16 protein-coding genes, 2 pseudogenes and 1 riboswitch are annotated in these 19,297 nt (G+C 70.4%); of the genes and pseudogenes, 11 read left to right on the top strand and 7 right to left on the bottom strand.

What is annotated here, in order from left to right:
• The first annotated feature begins 65 nt into the window (after window positions 1-65).
• From ACFWVP_RS24505 to ACFWVP_RS24485, 5 genes and pseudogenes are all read left to right on the top strand, one after another.
• Window positions 66-833, top strand: coding sequence for an enoyl-CoA hydratase/isomerase family protein (locus ACFWVP_RS24505; RefSeq protein WP_384499701.1), 768 nt, complete (start codon window positions 66-68; stop codon window positions 831-833).
• A gap of 251 nt (window positions 834-1,084) precedes the next feature.
• A complete protein-coding gene (locus ACFWVP_RS24500; RefSeq protein ID WP_384499700.1) occupies window positions 1,085-1,600 on the top strand; it encodes an ATP-binding protein in 516 nt (171 codons plus the stop codon).
• Window positions 1,601-2,025: 425 nt separating this feature from the next.
• A complete protein-coding gene (locus ACFWVP_RS24495) occupies window positions 2,026-2,826 on the top strand; it encodes a polysaccharide deacetylase family protein (RefSeq protein WP_384499699.1) in 801 nt (266 codons plus the stop codon).
• Window positions 2,817-3,220: pseudogene (locus ACFWVP_RS24490) on the top strand (YncE family protein); the annotation flags it as partial. The gene ACFWVP_RS24495 and the pseudogene ACFWVP_RS24490, both read left to right, overlap by 10 nt.
• Window positions 3,221-3,304: 84 nt before the next feature.
• Window positions 3,305-3,520, top strand: a complete 216-nt coding sequence (locus ACFWVP_RS24485; protein WP_384499708.1) for an EF-hand domain-containing protein — start codon at window positions 3,305-3,307, stop codon at window positions 3,518-3,520.
• Window positions 3,521-3,564: 44 nt separating this feature from the next.
• Here ACFWVP_RS24485 and ACFWVP_RS24480 read toward each other — a convergent pair whose 3' ends face one another.
• Window positions 3,565-5,853 carry an N-acetylmuramoyl-L-alanine amidase gene (locus ACFWVP_RS24480; RefSeq protein WP_384499697.1) on the bottom strand — a complete coding sequence of 763 codons (2,289 nt, stop codon included), beginning with the start codon at window positions 5,851-5,853 and terminating at the stop codon, window positions 3,565-3,567.
• 1,289 nt (window positions 5,854-7,142) lie between these two features.
• On the opposite strand from ACFWVP_RS24480, the gene ACFWVP_RS24475 reads away from it, so the two are divergent.
• Together ACFWVP_RS24475 and ACFWVP_RS24470 are read left to right on the top strand one after the other, a co-directional pair.
• Window positions 7,143-7,712, top strand: coding sequence for a VanZ family protein (locus ACFWVP_RS24475; protein WP_384499696.1), 570 nt, complete (start codon window positions 7,143-7,145; stop codon window positions 7,710-7,712).
• 52 nt (window positions 7,713-7,764) lie between these two features.
• A pseudogene (locus ACFWVP_RS24470) lies at window positions 7,765-8,390 on the top strand (transposase); the annotation flags it as partial.
• 401 nt (window positions 8,391-8,791) lie between these two features.
• Here ACFWVP_RS24470 and ACFWVP_RS24465 read toward each other — a convergent pair.
• Entirely contained in the window at window positions 8,792-9,910 is a 1,119-nt protein-coding gene (locus ACFWVP_RS24465; protein ID WP_384499695.1) for a fatty acid desaturase family protein, read from the bottom strand.
• A gap of 7 nt (window positions 9,911-9,917) precedes the next feature.
• Window positions 9,918-10,973, bottom strand: a complete 1,056-nt coding sequence (locus ACFWVP_RS24460) for a ferredoxin reductase (RefSeq protein ID WP_384499693.1) — start codon at window positions 10,971-10,973, stop codon at window positions 9,918-9,920.
• An 86-nt stretch (window positions 10,974-11,059) separates the two neighbouring features.
• Here ACFWVP_RS24460 and ACFWVP_RS24455 point away from each other — a divergent pair, with 86 nt between their 5' ends.
• Together ACFWVP_RS24455 and ACFWVP_RS24450 are read left to right on the top strand one after the other, a co-directional pair.
• Window positions 11,060-12,199: a PucR family transcriptional regulator gene (locus ACFWVP_RS24455; protein ID WP_384499691.1), complete on the top strand. Its 1,140-nt coding sequence runs from the start codon at window positions 11,060-11,062 to the stop codon at window positions 12,197-12,199.
• 226 nt (window positions 12,200-12,425) lie between these two features.
• Window positions 12,426-12,629, top strand: coding sequence for a cold-shock protein (locus ACFWVP_RS24450; RefSeq protein ID WP_384499690.1), 204 nt, complete (start codon window positions 12,426-12,428; stop codon window positions 12,627-12,629).
• Window positions 12,630-12,810: 181 nt separating this feature from the next.
• Here ACFWVP_RS24450 and ACFWVP_RS24445 read toward each other — a convergent pair whose 3' ends face one another.
• From ACFWVP_RS24445 to gcvT, 4 genes are all read right to left on the bottom strand, one after another.
• Window positions 12,811-14,196, bottom strand: a complete 1,386-nt coding sequence (locus tag ACFWVP_RS24445; RefSeq protein WP_384499689.1) for an L-serine ammonia-lyase — start codon at window positions 14,194-14,196, stop codon at window positions 12,811-12,813.
• Window positions 14,197-14,350: 154 nt separating this feature from the next.
• On the bottom strand, window positions 14,351-15,610 hold the full coding sequence (gene glyA / locus ACFWVP_RS24440; protein ID WP_384499687.1) for a serine hydroxymethyltransferase: 1,260 nt from the start codon (window positions 15,608-15,610) through the stop codon (window positions 14,351-14,353).
• Window positions 15,611-15,628: 18 nt separating this feature from the next.
• Window positions 15,629-16,006 (bottom strand): glycine cleavage system protein GcvH, encoded by a 378-nt coding sequence (gene gcvH, locus ACFWVP_RS24435; protein WP_384499685.1) that lies wholly within the window; start codon window positions 16,004-16,006, stop codon window positions 15,629-15,631.
• Window positions 16,007-16,096: 90 nt separating this feature from the next.
• Window positions 16,097-17,218 carry a glycine cleavage system aminomethyltransferase GcvT gene (gene gcvT / locus ACFWVP_RS24430; protein WP_384499683.1) on the bottom strand — a complete coding sequence of 374 codons (1,122 nt, stop codon included), beginning with the start codon at window positions 17,216-17,218 and terminating at the stop codon, window positions 16,097-16,099.
• Window positions 17,219-17,395: 177 nt separating this feature from the next.
• Window positions 17,396-17,493, bottom strand: a riboswitch (glycine riboswitch).
• Between the two features lie 209 nt (window positions 17,494-17,702).
• Here gcvT and ACFWVP_RS24425 point away from each other — a divergent pair.
• Both ACFWVP_RS24425 and ACFWVP_RS24420 read left to right on the top strand, forming a co-directional pair.
• Window positions 17,703-18,377: an AAA family ATPase gene (locus tag ACFWVP_RS24425; RefSeq protein WP_384499681.1), complete on the top strand. Its 675-nt coding sequence runs from the start codon at window positions 17,703-17,705 to the stop codon at window positions 18,375-18,377.
• 139 nt (window positions 18,378-18,516) lie between these two features.
• Window positions 18,517-19,287, top strand: coding sequence for an enhanced serine sensitivity protein SseB (locus tag ACFWVP_RS24420; RefSeq protein ID WP_384499680.1), 771 nt, complete (start codon window positions 18,517-18,519; stop codon window positions 19,285-19,287).
• The last annotated feature ends 10 nt before the right edge of the window (window positions 19,288-19,297 follow it).

Below are 19,297 nucleotides of genomic sequence, written 5' to 3'. Positions count from 1 at the left end.
CAGGCCCGGTGCTGTGACCAACGGCACCGGGCCCGCCGCCGTTAGTCATGGTTAACCTGCCTCCCATGACCGTATCCCTCGAAGTAAGCGACAACGTCGGCACGATCCGGCTGGACCGCCCGCCGATGAACGCCCTGGACGTGGCCACCCAGGACCGGCTGCGCGAGCTCGCCGAGGAGGCGACCCGGCGCGACGACGTACGGGCCGTGATCCTCTACGGCGGCGAGAAGGTGTTCGCGGCGGGCGCGGACATCAAGGAGATGCAGGCGATGGACCACACGGCGATGGTCGTGCGCTCCAAGGCGCTGCAGGACTCGTTCACCGCCGTGGCGCGCATCCCCAAGCCCGTGGTCGCCGCCGTCACCGGCTACGCCCTGGGCGGCGGCTGCGAACTGGCGCTCTGCGCCGACTTCCGGATCGCCGCGGACAACGCGAAGTTCGGCCAGCCGGAAATTCTGCTCGGGCTGATCCCGGGAGCCGGCGGCACCCAGCGCCTGGCCCGGCTGGTCGGCCCGTCCAAGGCCAAGGACCTGATCTTCACGGGCCGCCACGTGAAGGCCGAGGAGGCCCTGACGATCGGTCTGGTGGACCGTGTGGTGCCCGCCGCCGAGGTGTACGAGCAGGCGCGCGCCTGGGCCGCCCGGCTGGCCCGGGGACCCGCGCTGGCGCTGCGGGCCGCGAAGGAGTCCGTGGACGCGGGGCTGGAGACGGACATCGACACGGGGCTGACGATCGAGCGGAACTGGTTCGCAGGCCTGTTCGCCACGGAGGACCGGGAGCGCGGCATGCGCAGCTTCGTGGAGGAGGGTCCGGGCAAGGCCGAATTCCTCTGACCGTACGCCAGTTGGGTCGGAGCCGCCGCGCGTTCATCCGTGTGGGCGGATCAGCCGGACCTTAAGAGAACCTTAAGGTCCGGCGCGCCCCTCGCCCGTGCAATTGCCCGGCTGCCGGGCGTCGCCGCAGATGGGAGCGGCTGCGGAGGGTGACATTCTGCCAACGGCATATGCCTGACGACCGGCACGGAATGACTGGTTCCGGGGGAGGGATTCGGCAGGAACGGTCACAGGGAGCGTTCCCTGCGGCCATGATGGTGGGCATGGCGGGCCTTGAGGGTGTGGAACAGCCGCGACCACGTACCGGTGCGACCGCGGCGCGCTGGACGTCGGCCGTCGAGGACGAACAGGCGTTCAAGGCGCTGGAGTTGTTCGGAAATCCGACGGAGGCCGAAGTCCGGCTGCCCTCGCGTCCGGAGTCCGCGGCCACCGCCCGGCGGATCACCTCCTGCGTGATGCTGCGGCAGTGGGCACTGCCCCCGCAGACCGCCGAGTACGGCGTGCTCCTCGTCTCCGAACTCGTCGGCAACGCGGTGCGGCACACCGGTGCGCGGGTCTTCGGACTGCGGATGCTGCGCCGCCGCGGCTGGATCCGGATCGAGGTGCGCGACCCCTCGCGCGGGCTGCCGTGTCTGATGCCGGTCCGGGAGATGGACGTCAGCGGCCGGGGGCTCTTCCTGGTCGACAAGCTGTCCGACCGGTGGGGCGTGGACCTCTTACCGCGCGGGAAGACCACCTGGTTCGAAATGCGCACCTCGGACCGCTGAGCGGACCCCCCGCCCCGACAGGCGGCCCCGCGCGACGCACAGAAGCCCCCGGTCGGCCGGGGTGCGGCGCTTCGGGGGCTTCTGTGGGGGGCCGTGGAATGGGGGGTGTGTCCACGGCCGCTTGTGGGACCTGGCTCGGGTCGGAGGAGGTCGTGCCATCGACTATGGCAGACGAGCGACCTCGATGCCAAAGCCCCAAATCGGTCAATACGGTATGAATATTTAGATTCCGCTTCGGAATCACAGGTGTGATGGCTCACTCGCCTGGCATTCTTTGTATGCCTATGAGGTCTGCGGGATGATTCATCGACCACCCGTGAAAGTGTCACGCACCGCATTCCCTTCCGTTCTGTCCGTTCCGCCCTACTGTGTCTCGCGTCTCGGGGAATTCCGCACCCCGAACCGACCCGCGAGGTGGACGGCCCATGAACGGTCGCAGGACACCGGTGCCCCGCCGCAGCACCCTGCGTGCCGCGGCCGGGGCACTCCTCGCGGGCACCGCCACCGCGGGCTGCGGCCAGGCGGGCGAGGTCGGCCACACCCCGCAGAAGGCCCGGAACACGCATCAGGCCCACGCGGCCCCGCGCCCCGCCCCCGTACCCCGGCGCCTGCCCGGGCGCCCGGTACAGATCGAGCACGGCCCCCGCGACCGGCCAGGCGTGGCCCTCACCTTCCACGGCCGGGGCGACCCCGTCCTCGCCCGCACCGTCCTCGCCGAAGCCGAACGGGCCGGAGCCCGCCTCACCGTCCTGGCCGTCGGCAGCTGGCTCGACGAACACCCCTGCATGGCCCGCCGGATCCTCGACGGCGGCCACGACCTCGGCAACCACACCCAGAACCACCTCGACATCAACGCGATGGACGAGGCACGGGCGTACGCCGAGATCAACGGCTGCGCCCAGCGGCTGCGGCGCCTCACCGGCTCCATCGGCACCTGGTTCCGCCCCTCCCGCACCCGGTACGCCACCCCGCTCGTGCAGGACCTCGCCCGCCGGGCCGGCTACCCGCACGTCCTGTCCTACGACGTCGACTCCCTGGACTTCACCTCGCCGGGCGTCGCCGCCGTCACCCGCAAGGTCGCCGGCGAGCTCCGCAACGGATCGGTGGTGAGCCTGCACTTCGGCTACCGGGACTCCGTCGCCGCACTGCCCCTCCTCCTCACCGAAATCAGCCGGCGCCAACTGCGGGCGGTGACGGCCACGGAGCTGCTGACCGCGCCGACATGACGGCGCACGGCAAGTGGGTGCTCGACGGCAAGGCGTTCACCGGCCCGAAGCTGCTGCCCACCGGCAGGGGCTGCCACGGGGTCCACGTCAGCCGGGACTCCGAGGAGATGTACATCCCAACCCGGACGAGGGGTCCGTCTCCGTGATCGACCTCGCGAAGGACAGGTTGACCAAGAAGTGGCACCTGCCCGGTGGCGGCAGCCCCGACATGGGCGGCGTCTCGGCGGACGGCAAGGTGGTCCGGCTGTCCGGGCGTTACGACGCCGAGGTCTACGCGATCGACACGGCCGGTGGGAAGCTGCCGGCCAGGATCCCGGTCGGCGGCGGGCCGCACGGACTGGCCGTCCACCCGCAGCCCCGCCGCCACTCGCCCGGTCGCACCGGCGTCTTCCGCCGACCCGGACGCCCGCAGGATCCGCCGCCGGCCGTGCCGGATAATCTGACCCCCGTCAGCAGTGCTTTACGAAGGGGCGGAACAGTGGCGGACATCGAGTCGGCACGCAAGGCATTCGAGCGCTTCGACCAGAACGGCGACGGCCGGATAACGGCGTCCGAGTACAAGAGCGCGATGGCTCAGCTCGGCGACCCGTTCGTCACCGAGACGGTCGCTCAGGCGATCATCAACACCCACGACGGCAACGGTGACGGCGAGCTCACGTTCGACGAGTTCTGGGCCTCGCAGAACAAGGCCTGAACCGCACCGGCGCTGCGTGCGCCGGTGCGGCGGGGGCGGTCCGGCTACTTCAGGTAGACCAGGCCGTCGGTGGTGAGGGTGGGCCGCCCCTTCGTGCCGACAACCACGATCTTGACCGTGTGCTTGGCGGCCGACGACCAGGACTTCGTCCAGATCGCCTGGCGGTACTTGGTCGTGGAGGACTTCAGGTCCACCGTCGCCACCTTCGTACCGTCCAGGTAGACGTACGCCTGCCCGGACGTCGAGGCCCGGGACACCACCCAGGCGACCGAGCGGCCGGTGAACGTCCAGGTCAGGGAGGCGTTCTTGGTGCCGCTCGCATACGACTTGCCGCCCAGGTAACTGGCCGAGGACTTCGTCGTCCAGGTGCCGGACCTCTTCGCGGAGGACTCCTGGAGGATGACCGGCGTCCCGGTGACCGAGGCGGCCGCGCTGTTGCCCGCGCGGTCGTACGCCGTCATCCTCCAGGCCGTCGCCACGGCGGACTTCGCGGTGTGCGACGCGCTGGTGGTGGTGGGGCCGTAGGTCGCGGCCACCGGTGCGCTCAGACGCACGTCCCTGAGCAGTACGGCGTCGGACGCCTTCCACTTCAGGGTGAGCGGGACGGCCGCCGTGTTCACCGTGCCGGTGCGCAGCGACAGGGCCGGCTTGGTGGGGAACGCCGGGGCGGTCCGGTCGGCGACCACGGTCGCCTCCGCCGACAGGGACGTCTTCCCCGACTGGTGGGTGGCCCGGACCCGCACCTTGTGGCTGCCCACGGTCAGCGCAGTCTTGGCCGACGTGGCACTGCCCGCGGTGGAGGCGACGGACTTCCCGTCGACGAGCAGCTCGTACTTCGTGACGAGGGCGGCGGGCGTGGTCGCGGACCAGCCGACCGTGATGTCCGCCTTGGCGTAATAGGTGGTGCCCGAAAGTGCCGCGCCTGTCACGGACTTGACGGCCAGTCCGGTGACAGGGCCCGCCGCCTGGCCGCGGATGGCGGGCAGTTGGGCCTGAAGAGCGCCCCCGGGGCACTGGGTGTTGAAGCCGTCCCGGTGTCCGGAGATCTGGCTGAACGGGTAGGCCGTGCCCGCGGTGAACTTCTTGCCGGCGAAGTTGTTCCCGTCCGCTCCGGCGGTCAGCGAGGTCGTGCCCGCCGGATCGCCGCCGTACTGGCCGAGCTTCCACGCGGAGACCCGGGCCACCGCCGTCGTCGCGGCGCTCGCGGCCGAGGAGTCGGTGTACATACCGATGACGGCGATGCCCGCCGTCTCCCGGTTGAATCCGTAGGTGTGCGCGCCCAGGACCGCGCGGTCCACGCCGCCCTTGCGGCCCTCGAAGACCGTGCCGCACTTGTCGACCACGAAGTTGTAGCCGAGGTCCTTCCAGCCGTTGGACTGGACGTGGTACGCGTGCAGTCCGCGCACGATCGCCGCCGAGTCGGCGCAGGAGTAGGAGTTGGTCTGCGCGGTGTGATGGACGAAGACGGCCTTGACCTTGTCCATGTAGTCGGGCGACTCGTCGTTGAGTGACTCGTCAGCGCCCCAGCCGGCCCGGCTGACGACAGGCGGCTGCGGCACGGTGGACGGCAGCGGCGGCGGCAGCGTCGCGGTGGGCTCGGCGGTGGGGGAGGGCGACTCCGGCGGGGCCGACGACGACTCACTCGTGCTCGGCTCCGTGCTCGGGGGCCCCTCCGTCGGGACGCCGGGGGTCTCTTCGGGCGTCGGCTCCGTGGTCCCGGGAGCGGGCTCGGTGCTGACCTCGGGTGAGGGTTCCGCGGACGGGTCGGCGGGCGGGTCCGGCTCCGTCGTTTCGTCGGAGGGGTCGAGGGCGTACGCGGCCGGCTCGACCCCGGACGCCCGGCCCGGGTCCACGGTGTCCAGCCGCAGGCCCGCGGGCAGCCCTGCCGATGTGCCGCTCCCCGCGGACACCCGGACCTCCACGCCGTCCGACGGCCCCACCCAGCGGGGCTCGGTGCTGCCCCGTACCCCGGAGCGCCCGGCCTCCGTACGGCCGTCGACCTCCGTGTCGAGGGGCAGCCAGGCCGACCAGTCGCCGGACGCGGCCGACCGTGTACGCGCCTCCACCGTGCCCGTCACCTCGGCCGACGGGTCGGTCCAGGTGACGCCGAGCATGCTGAACGGCCGGGAATCCGGCTGCCGCAGGGACGCCGTGGTCCCGTCCTCCGACACCTTCAGCGCGGTGCGGCGCACATCGGCCCGGGTCTGGGTGGACTTGGCGTCCGGATCACCGGGGGAACCGGACGTACCGGTCACCCCTTCGAACACCAGGACACCTGCCACAGCCGTCGTCGCAACGGCAGCCGTGGCCCATATTCTTCGCTTCGCTCGCACGTGGGATCCCCGAGGATGATGACTGCCGCTTCGGCAGTTCGAAAGATCTGGTCACTTTTTGACCGCTACTGCACCTGATCGTCGTCGATCGACCGTGCTCTGTCCTCGATATCGGGACTCGACCTGATCACAATCAACGGCCCCCGGGGGAAGCCGCGTCCGGCGGAGGGTTCAGTCTTTCCCCCCCCGTCCGTACCCGGCGGACGGACGGCCTCGAAGGCCGCCCGGAAGAGGCTTCCACCTCCTCGCCCCAGCACCTCGTCGCGCGCCCGGTGCGTCCACCCGCGCGGCGCGGTGCGCGGCGGCCGGCCGGGGCCGACCCGGGGACGGTCGGGTGAGGGTCCGTGTGAGGGTGCCGACCGTGATGAAGGACGAGTCACGCGTCGACTTCACCCTGAAGGGGAATACCGACCGGACGGTCGGAACGGTGTCGCCATATGGGCCGGGTCGAGCTCAACGGTGACCGGGCGGTAACGGAACAGCTTCTGACCGTCAGGACGGCGAACCGCACGGATGGCCGGCACGCGTCCGTGGACGAATGGCCCCTCACACGGCCGGCGGACACCGCGACCACCCATCACCTGGGGCGGGGCCGGTCGCCCCGGGCAACCACACCGAGCGCCCCGAATCCTCCGTCTCACCGGAGGAGCGGCCGGCCATCCGAAGGGACCACCAGCTGTCCGGGACCCGGCTGCCGAGGTACCGTCCGGCTCCTCGGCAACAGGGCCGACTGCGCCCGCGAGCCGAGGAAAAAGCTCAACTTCGAGGTGAGCTCGCCGAACGGCTGCGGAGGCGACGGGAAGCCCTCGGGTGAGGCCACTGCGACCCGGCGGCCGTGACCAGGAGTCCGACCGACTCCGTGGGCGGGGAGGGCACTGACCAGGTCGAACCCGCCAACCCACTGGTCAGGCGCTTCTCGCCCTCAGCACTCGACGATGTTCACCGCGAGCCCGCCCCGGGCCGTCGGTCGTGATCCCGTCTCCACTCGCTGGCCGCCGGCTGAGGTCGCCGATGGAAAGGACCAAAACCACCTGGGCGTCGCGCCGGCGAACCCGGCCATGACACAATCAAAAACTCATCCGTGGTCAATGTCCGCCACGGTCGCTGAGGTACCCGACGACGACGAGCTGTAGCGCCCCATGCTCGCCCACCGTCTCCTGGACGAGCCGACCTGTACGGACACGCCGGCGGCCCAGGCACGGTACCTGCGTGAACCGTCGCGAAGCGCTCCGCCCCACAGTTCGGGTATCGGAACGTCCAAGCAAACCAACCCTGGCTGGGAGCTCGTAATGGCGCGGATAGTCCTGCGTGACAAGAAGACCGCGGAGAATCCTGGGGAGCGGGTTCCCGGAAAACCTCCCCTGTCTACGCTCGGCCGGGTGCTGGCCATGATGCTGGCCTTCGCGGGGACGGTCGTATTCGCGGTGGTTCTGGCCCGGCTGACTCTGGAACCCTCGACGGCATCCGTGTCGCTGACGCACAATAACCTGCGTCCTGGTGACTCCATCCGTGCGTATCTCGCGCATCCCATGGCCCCTGACACAGTCAAGCAGCTCGGCGGCAATATCGTGATGGGGATTCCGTTCGGTGTGCTGCTGCCGGTCCTGGTACCTCGAACGCGAGGACTGGTCCGCGTAGCGGCGGCCACCGCTTTCGTGATGGTCCTCGTCGAACTCGTCCAAGGCGCCCTCATTACCGGGCGCGCCTTCGACGTCGATGATGTACTGCTCAACACCACGGGTGCCCTCATCGGTTACCTGCTGATCGGCCGCCGGATGGGTCGCGCAGTGCATCCCCGACGTCGCCACTGGTGGCACCGGTTCACCAAACGCCAGGTGACTGCCAAAGACCCGGCATAGGAAGCCATCTCATTCGGGTGACTCGGAAGTCTGTGAGTCAAGTCTGTGAGTCATGGTGGGGATCGTCGAGTGGTTGGTGCCGGACGAGTTGTGGGCGTTGTTCCACCGGGTGGTGCCTGAGGCGCCGTCGCGGCCGCAGGGCGGTGGTCGGCGTCGGCACGGCGACCGGGAAGCGCTGACCGCGATCGTCTTCGTGGCCACGTCGGGTCGTACCTGGCAGCAGCTGCCTTCAGCGTTGTTCGGCCCGTCCGGAGCGACCGCCCACCGGCGGTTCTCGGAGTGGTCGAAGGCCAGGGTGTGGGCCAAGCTCCACCGCCTGGTCCTCGACGAACTCGGTGTCCGCGGCGAGCTGGACTGGTCGCGGTGCGCGATCGACCCGGGGGACGTGCGGGCACTGAAAAGGGGGACCTGACAGGTCCGAATCCTGTCGACCGGGGCAAGTACGGCTCGAAGATCCACCTGATCACGGAACGGTCGGGTCTGCCCATATCCGTCGGCATTTCCGGGGCCATTGCGGTGGGCGCCCGGCACAGCGCCGGGCAAGCCGGTTCCGCAGCCTCTCGGACGCGAGGCGGCCCGCGGCGTCCCGTACGGCCAGCTCGCCGTCCAGCGCGGTCGCGTCCGGCAACCGCGCGGCCCCGGCCCGATCTCCGGAAACGCCGGAAGTATCTCGTTGCCGCGCCTGGAGAGCACGCGGGAGACCAGGGCACAGGGCCCGGAATCCATCGCACTTCGGCTCACCCGCCCCCCGGCTGCAGCGCAGGTCGGACACAGGGGGCGGCGAGCACCGATTCCGGCAGTGTCCACGTCATGTCCATGCCCTGCACCCAGCCCGCCCGCCGGCAAACCGAGCGCGCGTACGCGCCCCGGCTACCGGCCCGACCACGGCAGGGCAGCGCACGACAACACCTCGCCGAGGGCTGTGTGCTGAGCTCCTGGCACATGTCCAGGCAGCGCAGCCGGGCACCGGGCTGCCCGGGTCCCGTGTCGTCATGTCGCGGCCGTCCACGTCCGCGGCGGATCTCACCGAAGCCGCGGTGCCGCCGGTACGGCCGAAAGACCTGAACCCATACCGGGAATCAGGCCGCGACGAGCTCCTGCTCGCGGTCCGGCGCCTTGGCCTTGGGCTTCTTGTTCGGCAGCGAGAGCCGGAAGACCTTGTGCCACGCGGAGAACACCTGCTTGGGCAGCGGGCCGGTGACGTACTCCAGCTCGTACTTCTCGAACAGCGCGCGCACCTTCACCGCGACCTCGGCGTACCGGTTGCTCGGCAGGTCCGGGAACAGGTGGTGCTCGATCTGGTGTGACAGGTTGCCGGTCATGAAGTGCATGGCCGTGCTGCCGCTGATGTTCGCCGAGCCCATCATCTGGCGCAGGTACCACTGGCCGCGCGTCTCGTCCTTGATCGACCGGCGCTCGAAGACCTGCACGCCCTCGGGGAAGTGCCCGCACATGATCACCGAGTGGGACCAGATGTTGCGGACCAGGTTCGCGGTGAACGTGGCGGCGAGCGTGGTGAGGAACGACGGGCCCGACAGCAGCGGGTGGATCACGTAGTCCTTGAGCACCTGCTTGCGGATCTTGCGGCCCACGGCCTTGGCCTGCGCGCGGAACTCCGGGTCCTCGCGGCGGCGCTTGCTCAGGTTCTTGCCGAGGTCCAGGTCGTAGGCGGCGATGCCGTACTCGAAGAAGCAGGCGTTGATGAAGTTCCACAGCGGCTGGCCGAGGTGGAACGGGTGCCACTTCTGGTCCTCGTCGACGCGCATGATGCCGTAGCCGAGGTCGTTGTCCTTGCCGATCACGTTCGTGTACGTGTGGTGCAGCTCGTTGTGCGAGTGCTTCCACTGCTCGGACGGCGAGACGTGATCCCACTCCCAGGTGGTGGAGTGGATCTTCGGGTCTCGCATCCAGTCCCACTGGCCGTGCAGGACGTTGTGGCCGATCTCCATGTTGTCCATGATCTTCGCCACGGACAGCCCGGCGGTGCCGATCAGCCACGCGGGCGGGAAGAGCGAGAACAGCAGCACGCCCCTGCTGGCCAGCTCGAGCTTGCGCTGCGCCGAGATGACCTTGCGGATGTAGGCGGCGTCTTTCTCGCCGCGGCCGGCGATCACCTCGTCGCGAATGGCGTCCAGTTCGCGGCCAAGCTCCTCGATCTGCTCCGCGGTCAGGTGGGCGGTGGGGTCGATGGCGGTCAAGATGCTCCTACCGTTCGATGTCGCAGGGGCCCGCCGCGGCGGACACACAGGTCTGGATGAGGACGCCCGGCTCGGCCTCGGTGATCTCGCCGGTGCGCAGGTCGCGGACGGCGCCCGCCTTGAGCGGCGTGACGCAGCCGAAGCAGATGCCCATGCGGCACCCGGAGGGCATGAGCACGCCGGCCTCCTCGCCGATGTCCAGCAACGGCGTGGCGCCGTCCGCGTCGACGGTCTTGCCGGTGGCGCTGAACGTGACCGCGCCGCCGGCGCCGGCGACGACGACGCTGGGGCGGAAGCGTTCGGTGTGCAGGCGCTCTTGTACACCGTGCCCGGTCCAGTGCTCTTCGGCGGCGTCCAGCAGGCCCGTGGGCCCGCAAGCCCAGGTCTCGCGCTCGGCCCAGTCGGGCACGAGTGCGTCGAGACGGGCGATGTCGAGCATGCCGTCTGTGTCGGTGTGCACCTCGGTGAGCCGCAGCTTCTTGTCCGCGACCAGGTCGTGCAGTTCGTTGCGGAAGATCACGTCTTGCGGCTGTGGCGCGCAGTGGACCATGACGACGTCGTCGAACTCGATGTCGCGCAGCATGCCCATCACGGGCGTGATGCCGCTGCCGGCCGTCAGGTAGAGCACCTTGGCGGGCTTGGCCTGCGGCAGCACGAAGTCACCGGTCGGCTGGTCGAGCTGGATCAGGGTGCCCGGTTTCGCTCTGCGGACCAGGTGGCCGCTGACCTTGCCGTCCGGGATCGCCTTCACGGTGATCGTGAGGCGGCCGTCCTGGCGGTTCGTCGGCGAGGTGATGGAGTAGGCACGCCACAGGCGCACCCCGTCGACGTCGACCCCGATCCGCACGTACTGACCGGCTGTGTGGCCGCGCCAGCCCCGTCCCGGCCTGATCACGATGGTCGCGGCGTCACCCGTCTCGGGGTGCACGGCCTCGATGCGCCCACGCAAGTCGGCGCCCGCACGCAGCGGGCTGACCAGGTCGAGGTAGTCCGACGGCAGCAGCGGCGTCGTGACCATCTCCAGCAGTTTCCACGCCCTGCTGCGGAGGGCTGCACTCGTCATGTCTCCAGCTTGCTGCGCCTCAAGGCGTAAAGTCCTGACCGTAGGATGTGAATCTGGTCGGCTGAATTGTTCGTAGGGAACAAAACGTGAGCCATGCAACCCGGAGGGCCAGCGAACTGGCCCTGGACGAGACGACGGTCACCGCACTTCGGGCCGCGCTGAAGACCACCGCCGACGAGGTCGTCCAGGCGATCATCGACGAGGTCCCTCCCTACGCCAACGCCCTTTCGGGCCGTATGGGCGGCACCATCCGCCGAGCCGTCCGCACCGCCCTGGGGCACTACCTGGACCTCGCGAGCGGGAACGCCACAGGCGGCGACGCCGGTGACGCGGCCTACGAGCTGGGCCGCGGCGAGGTGCGCTCCGGCCGTTCGATGGACGCCCTGCTCAGCGCGTACCGCGTCGGCGCCCGCGTGGCCTGGCGATGCCTGGCAGCGGGTGCCGTACCCGCAGGTCTGCCCGCCGCCGAGGTCGCCAAGTTCGCCGAGCTGACCTTCGCGTACATCGACGAGCTCTCCGCCGCGAGCGCCGCGGGCCACGCCGACGAACTGGCCGCCCGGGGCAGGGCCCACGAGCGCCACCTGGAACACCTGGCCCGCGACCTCCTCGCCGGCGCGAGCCCGGACGTGCTGCTGGCCTCTGTTCAACGGGCCGGGTGGCAGCCCCCGGTTTCGCTGACCGCGGTCCTGCTGCCCGCCGCCCAGGCCCGGCCTGCCTACCGCGCGCTCGACCCGAGCACCCTCGTCCTCGACGATCTACCGGACGCCACCGGTGTGCTGCTCGTCCCCGATGCGGACCGATCACACCTCTTGCGGCAGCTGACCGACCGCACCGCCGTGGTCGGCCCGGCCCGACCATGGACTCGTGCGTCCGCCTCGTACGCACGAGCCGTACGCGCGCGCTCCCTCTCCTCCGATATTCGCGACACCGAGGACCACCTGCCCGAGCTGATGCTGAGCGCCGACCTGGACGCGTTCGCAGACCTTCGTGCCCGAGCCCTCGCACCGCTGCGGACCTTGCCTGTCGCGACCGCACGACGCCTGGAGGAGACGTTGCGGGCGTGGCTGCTGCACCAGGGCAGGCGGGATGAGGTGGCGGCGGCGTTGTTCGTCCATCCGCAGACAGTCCGGTACCGGATGACGCAGCTGCGGGAGCTGTTTCCGGATCTCGCATCGCCACACCGGGTCCTCGAACTGACGCTGGCGGTCGCTCTTCGGGTCAGCTGACGAGTACTGACTCATTCTCGGTGCCATCAGCCGGCTCATGGAGCCTGCCAGGCCGGTGGCCACGGCTACTTCGCGCACCGCGCACCGCTGGTGTGGGCAGGCGTCGGGAGGGCGGGCCGAGAAGTGCGCCGGTCGGGGTGGACCGTGCTGTGCCGCAGGAACCAGGGCGATCACCTCCGCCTTCCGCATCGTGTGGGAGGCGTTCACCGACTGGAAGGCACGAGACATGGCTACGGGAACCGTGAAGTGGGTCAACGCGGAGAAGGGCTTCGGCTTCATCGCCCAGGACGCTGGCGGCCCGGACGTCTTCGCCCACTACTCGGCGATCAACTCCTCGGGCTTCCGTGAGCTCCAGGAGGGCCAAGCCGTGACGTTCGACGTCACTCAGGGCCAGAAGGGCCCCCAGGCGGAGAACATCGACCTCGCCTGATCCCCCTACCTTGCGTGGCCGACTCGAACCGCGACCAGCGAGGCCCCTCGGGGGACGTCCCGCGGACTTTTCGGGGACTTTCACGTCTGTCCCAGGGACCTTTCGGGGACATTCCGCCAGGTGAGCAGGGCAGGCCTGACAGCGCCGAAAGGTACGGACGCGCTGGTCAGGGCCTGTCTTCCTAGCACTCGATGATGTTCACCGCGAGCCCGCCGCGCGCGGTCTCCTTGTACTTGACGCTCATGTCCGCGCCCGTCTCCTTCATGGTCTTGATGACCTTGTCGAGGGAGACCTTGTGGCTGCCGTCGCCGCGCAGCGCCATCCTGGCCGCCGTGACCGCCTTCACGGCCGCCATGCCGTTGCGCTCGATGCAGGGGATCTGGACCAGGCCGCCCACCGGGTCGCAGGTCAGGCCGAGGTTGTGCTCCATGCCGATCTCGGCCGCGTTCTCCACCTGCTCGGCGGAGCCGCCCAGGACCTCGGCGAGGGCGCCCGCCGCCATGGAGCAGGCGGAGCCGACCTCGCCCTGGCAGCCGACCTCGGCGCCGGAGATCGAGGCGTTCTCCTTGAAGAGCATGCCGATGGCTCCGGCGGCCAGCAGGAAGCGGACGACGCTGTCGTCCTTCTCCGTCTCGGTGCAGCCGCCGGCGGCGAAGTTCATGTAGTAGTGCAGGACGGCCGGGATGATGCCCGCGGCGCCGTTCGTCGGGGCGGTCACGACACGGCCGCCCGCGGCGTTCTCCTCGTTGACGGCCATCGCGTAGAGGGTGATCCACTCCATCGCGTGCGCCTGCGGATCGCCCTCGGCACGCAGCTGACGGGCCGAGTTCGCGGCGCGGCGGCGGACCTTCAGGCCGCCGGGCAGGATGCCCTCGCGGGACATGCCGCGCGAGACACAGGCCTGCATGACGCGCCAGATCTCCAGGAGGCCGGTGCGGATCTCGTCCTCGGTGCGCCAGGCCTTCTCGTTCTCCAGCATCAGGGAGGAGATGGACAAACCCGTCTCACGGGCGAGCCGCAGCAGCTCGTCGCCGGTGCGGAAGGGGTGCCTGAGGACGGTGTCGTCCGGGACGATCGGGTTCTCGCCGGCCACCGCGTCCTCGTCGACGACGAAGCCGCCGCCGACCGAGTAGTACGTCTTCTCCAGGAGCGTGGCGCCCTCGTGGTCGTACGCGAGGACCGTCATCCCGTTGGCGTGGTACGGCAGCGCCTTGCGGCGGTGCAGGACCAGCTGCTCGTCGGCGTCGAAGGGGATCTCGTGCATGCCGAGGAGGTTGATGCGCCCCGTGGAGCGGATCACCTCGACACGGGCGTCGGCACCCTCCACGTCGACGGTGCGGGGCGACTCGCCCTCCAGACCGAGCAGGACCGCCTTGGGGGTGCCGTGGCCGTGGCCGGTCGCGCCGAGCGAGCCGTACAGCTCCGCCCGTATCGACGTGGTGTGGGCCAGCAGGCCCTCGTTCTTGAGGCGGCGGGCGAACATGCGGGCCGCGCGCATCGGGCCGACGGTGTGGGAGCTGGACGGGCCGATGCCGACCGAGAAGAGGTCGAAGACCGAGATGGCCACGGGAGTACTCCTAAGGGGTTGGTAGACGCCGTTGTCTGCCGGGTGGTGCGGGACGGGCCGGTGGGCACGAAGAGCGCGGGGACAGGGGTGGGGGCACCGTGCTCACTCTTCAGTGTGCGCGGTGCCCCCACCCGGCGTGCGAACTGCGGGTGACCTACTTGAGGCCGGGGTACAGCGGGAACTTCCCGGCGAGCGCGCTCACACGGGCCTTGAGGTCGTCGGCGTCGTAGGCCGGCTTGAGCGCGGAGGCGATGATCTCCGCGACCTCGGTGAAGTCCTCGGCCTGGAAGCCACGGGTCGCCAGGGCCGGCGTACCGATCCGGAGACCGGAGGTGACCATCGGGGGCCGCGGGTCGTTCGGGATGGCGTTCCGGTTGACCGTGATGCCCAGCTCGTGGAGCCGGTCCTCCGCCTGCCGGCCGTCCAGCTCGGAGTTGCGCAGGTCGACGAGGACCAGGTGGACGTCCGTACCGCCGGAGAGGACGGAGACGCCCACCTCGGAGACGTCCGGCTGGACCAGCCGCTCGGCCAGGATGCGGGCGCCGTCCAGGGTGCGCTGCTGCCGCTCCTTGAACTCCTCGCCCGCCGCGATCTTGAACGAGACCGCCTTGGCGGCGATCACGTGCTCCAGCGGGCCGCCCTGCTGACCGGGGAAGACCGCGGAGTTGATCTTCTTGGCGAGCTCCTGCGTCGACAGGATCACGCCGCCGCGCGGACCGCCGAGGGTCTTGTGCGTGGTGGTCGTGACCACGTGGGCGTGCGGCACCGGGTTCGGGTGCAGCCCCGCGGCGACCAGGCCGGCGAAGTGCGCCATGTCGACCATCAGGTACGCGCCGACCTCGTCCGCGATGCGGCGGAAGGCGGCGAAGTCGAGCTGACGCGGGTACGCGGACCAGCCGGCCACGATCAGCTTCGGCTTGGACTCCTTGGCCAGGCGCTCGACCTCGGCCATGTCCACGACACCGGTGTCGTCCACGTGGTACGGGACCACGTTGTAGAGCTTGCCGGAGAAGTTGATCTTCATGCCGTGGGTCAGGTGACCGCCGTGGGCGAGGTTCAGGCCCATGATCGTGTCGCCCGGCTTCAGCAGCGCGAACATCGCGGCGGCGTTCGCCTGCGCACCGGAGTGCGGCTGGACGTTCGCGGCCTCGGCGCCGAAGAGCGCCTTGATGCGGTCGATGGCGATCTGCTCGACCACGTCGACGTGCTCACAGCCGCCGTAGTAACGGCGGCCCGGGTAGCCCTCGGCGTACTTGTTGGTGAGGACGGAGCCCTGAGCCTCCATGACCGCGACCGGAGCGAAGTTCTCCGAGGCGATCATCTCGAGGGTGGACTGCTGGCGGTGGAGCTCGGCGTCGACGGCGGCGGCGACGTCCGGGTCCAGCTCGTGGAGGGAGGAGTTCAGAAGCGACATCAGGTGGTCCCTTGGGTCTCAGTTACCGGAGAACTCGGTGTACTCGTCGGCGGAGAGAAGGTCCTTCGGCTCCTCCGCGACACGCACCTTGAACAGCCAGCCGCCCTCGAAGGGGGCGGAGTTCACCAGCGACGGGTCGTCCACGACGTCCTGGTTCGCCGCGGTCACCTCGCCGGTCACCGGCGAGTACAGGTCGCTGACCGACTTGGTCGACTCCAGCTCGCCGCAGGTCTCGCCCGCGGTCACCGTGTCACCGACCTCCGGGAGCTGCGCGTAGACGACGTCCCCGAGCGCGTTGGCCGCGAACTCGGTGATGCCGACCGTGGCCACGCCGTCCTCGAGGGCCGACAGCCACTCGTGCTCCTTGCTGTACCGCAGCTGCTGGGGGTTGCTCATGGTCTGAATTCTCCTGTACGCGGGGGAGTGCTGATGAACGGTGGTCTTGCGTGGTGAGACGGGACTACGTCACGTCCCGGGCGAGCGGGACTACTTCTCGCGCTTGTAGAAGGGCAGCGCCACGACCTCGTACGGTTCGTGCGCGCCCCGGATGTCGACGGCGACACCCTCGGTGCCGGGCGCGGCGTACGCCGCGTCCACGTACGCCATGGCGATCGGCCTGCCCAGCGTGGGGGAGGGGGCGCCCGAGGTGACCTCGCCGACGACCTGACCCCCGGCGACGACGGAGAACCCGGCGCGCGGGACCCTGCGGCCCTCGGCGACCAGGCCGACCAGCTTGCGCGGCGGAGCGGTCTCGGCCCGCTCGGCGGCGGCCTCCAGCGCCTCGCGCCCGACGAAGTCGCCCTCCTTCTCGAACTTCACGACCCGGCCGAGACCCGCGTCGAAGGGGGTCAGCGCGGTGGTCAGCTCGTGCCCGTACAGCGGCATGCCCGCCTCCAGGCGCAGCGTGTCGCGGCAGGAGAGACCGCACGGGATCAGGCCGTGCGGGGCACCCGCCTCGGTGAGGGCCTTCCACAGCTGCTCGGCGTGCTCCGGGGAGACGAAGAGCTCGAAGCCGTCCTCGCCGGTGTAGCCGGTGCGCGCGATGAGCGCCGGGACGCCGGCGACCGTGCCCGGCAGGCCCGCGTAGTACTTCAGTCCGTCCAGGTCGGCGTCCGTGACCGACTTCAGGATCGCGGGGGACCCGGGTCCCTGGACGGCGAGCAGCGCGTACGCGTCCCGGTCGTCCCGCACCTCGGCGTCGAAGGCCCCGGCACGCCCGACGAGCGTGTCCAGGACGGTCTGGGCGTTGCCCGCGTTCGCGACGATCATGTACTCGGTCTCGCCGAGGCGGTAGACGATCAGGTCGTCCAGGATCCCGCCGTCCTCGGCGACGATCATCGTGTAGCGGGCCCGCCCCGGGCCCACGGTGGCGATGTTGCCGACCAGGGCGTAATTCAGGAAGGACGCCGCCTGCGGTCCGGTCACGGTGATCTCGCCCATGTGCGACAGGTCGAAGAGACCGGCCCGGGTACGCACGGCGTTGTGCTCGTCGCGCTCACTGGCGTAGCGCAGGGGCATGTCCCAGCCCGCGAAGTCGGTCATGGTCGCGCCCAGCGAACGGTGCAGCGCGTCGAGGGCGGTGAGACGGGAGGCGGGGGCAGTGCTCATGGATACGGCTCCAGGGCATGACGACAGAGGACGATCCCTCCCCATCTGTCATCGGAACCTGAGAGGTTCGCCGGGACCCCCTGAAAGGGTCCGGGAGGGGGTCTGAACGGGTCAGCCCCTCCGGGGTCGGCTTGCACCTTGGGTGGAGCCGCAGAACGGCCCGCTTTTCAGATCTGCCTCATCCGCGCGGTACGGGGCCTGAGAGATTCAAGGGAGGAACTTGCTCCTTCGGCGCCCGGTGCACACAGTGACCGGGACTCTCCCGCGCGGATTCAAACGGCCGGTATGGAGTTGGCGGGGTCATCATCGCACGCATTGCGGGAGAGTGGGGTGTCCGGATCCGTACGGGCGGCCCGCGGCCGGAAGGCACCCGCACGGCGGCGCGCCCGGCACGGCCCGTACAGCCGTAACCGGTTGTGCCGCATTACCTTTTCTTTACACTTCTCGGGAGGTCAGGTGTGGGTGACTCGGCAGGGGGAGGGCGATGACGTTGCAGCGCTACGTGACAACTACAGGAGCAGCGCGCGGTGCGATGCCCGCACAGCAGGGGGCACCCGCCCGGGAGCTTCCGGGCGCGCACGCCCCGGTGGTGCGTGACCTGCGGGGCCGGGGCGGGCAAGGCCCGCGCAGCCTGGACTTCGCGGCGGGCGACGTGGTGGTGGTCTCCGGGCTGCCCGGCAGCGGGAAGTCGACGCTGATCCGGCGCGCGGTCCGGGAACACGCGATCGACTCCCAGGACACCAGGGACCGCTGGGCGGCCTCGCTGCCCGGCTTACTCCCGTACGCCCTGTACCGCCCCCTGGTGCGCGTCGCGCACTACTTCGGGCTGTGGCGGGCGCTGCGCTCCGGCGGATCCGTCGTCGTGCACGACTGCGGTACGCAGGCATGGGTGCGGCGGTGGCTGGCGCGCGCGGCCCGACGGCGCACCGGCACCCTGCACCTCGTCCTGCTCGACGTCACCCCGCAGGTGGCCAGGGAGGGGCAGCGGGAGCGCGGCCGCGGGGTCTCGGGCTACGCCTTCGCCCGCCACCGGCGCGCGGTGGGGCGCCTGCTGCGCGACACCGAGGACGGACTGCTGCCGCCGGGCTGCGCCTCCGCGGTGCTCCTCGACCGTGAGGCCGCCGCGGCGATCACCCTGGTCTCGTTTGCAGACGCATAGGCCGGGAATCGCCGTCCGGCTGTCCGGAATCTGGACGGTACGGCGGTCCCGGCCCGCGTCGTCGTCCCTGTCACCGCCGTCCGGGCGCGGCTCGTCTAAGGTTTCTGCCGCACAGCATGGCGAGAAGGGGACACACACCGTGGACATTCCGGCCCAGGCCCACGTCCATCCGCAGCACGGATGGCCGGCCAACGAGCTCGAAGAAGTGCTCAGCGCGGCCCTCGGCGTGCCCGGGGCCGGAAGCCGGCTCGTCGAGGTCCTCGGCCGCAGCCAGGTCTGGGTCCCCCTCCCGAACGGTGGCGGACCCGACAGCCCCGACCTGGACCTGCCGACGGTCGACATCGACGGTGGCGCCTACGTCCCCGTGTTCAGCTCCGAGGCGCAGTTCCTGCACTGCGTCGGCTCCCACATGTCCTTCGCCGTGGCGCCCGCCCGGGAGTTCGCCCGCGGACTCCCGCCCCAGCTGGGCATCGCGGTCAACCCGGGCGGGGCCGTCGGCGTACCGCTGCCGCCCCCGGCCGTGGCCGAGCTCTGCAAGGCCGGACGCACCCCGCTGGACGGGCCCGGTGGTGGTGGGCGGGTGCGGCTGTACGAGCCGGACTGGAAGGAGGACCCCGTCGACTTCCTCGCCGCGGTGGCCGCCGAATTCCAGGACATCGGCGTGGTGAGCACCGCCCGCCGGGCACTGGCCAGCATCGAGGGCGGCGACCCGGTCCTCTTCGTCGGCGTCGAATGCGCCACCTGGGACGGCGCCGGGCAGAGCGCCCCGCTGGACGCCCTGGGCCGCGCCCTGGGCCGGGTCCAGGCTCCCTGGCCGGTCAATCTCGTCCTTCTCGACGTGACCCAGGACCCGGTGGGTGACTGGATGTCGGACAAGGTCAGGCCGTTCTACCGGCGCGAGGGGCACTGAGCACACGCCG

Origin of the sequence: Streptomyces sp. NPDC058637 (assembly GCF_042717325.1) — a bacterium.
In the GTDB taxonomy this organism is placed as follows: Bacteria; Actinomycetota; Actinomycetes; order Streptomycetales; family Streptomycetaceae; genus Streptomyces.
Note: the sequence above shows the minus strand (reverse complement) of the source record. Positions and strands in the feature narration are given on the sequence as shown.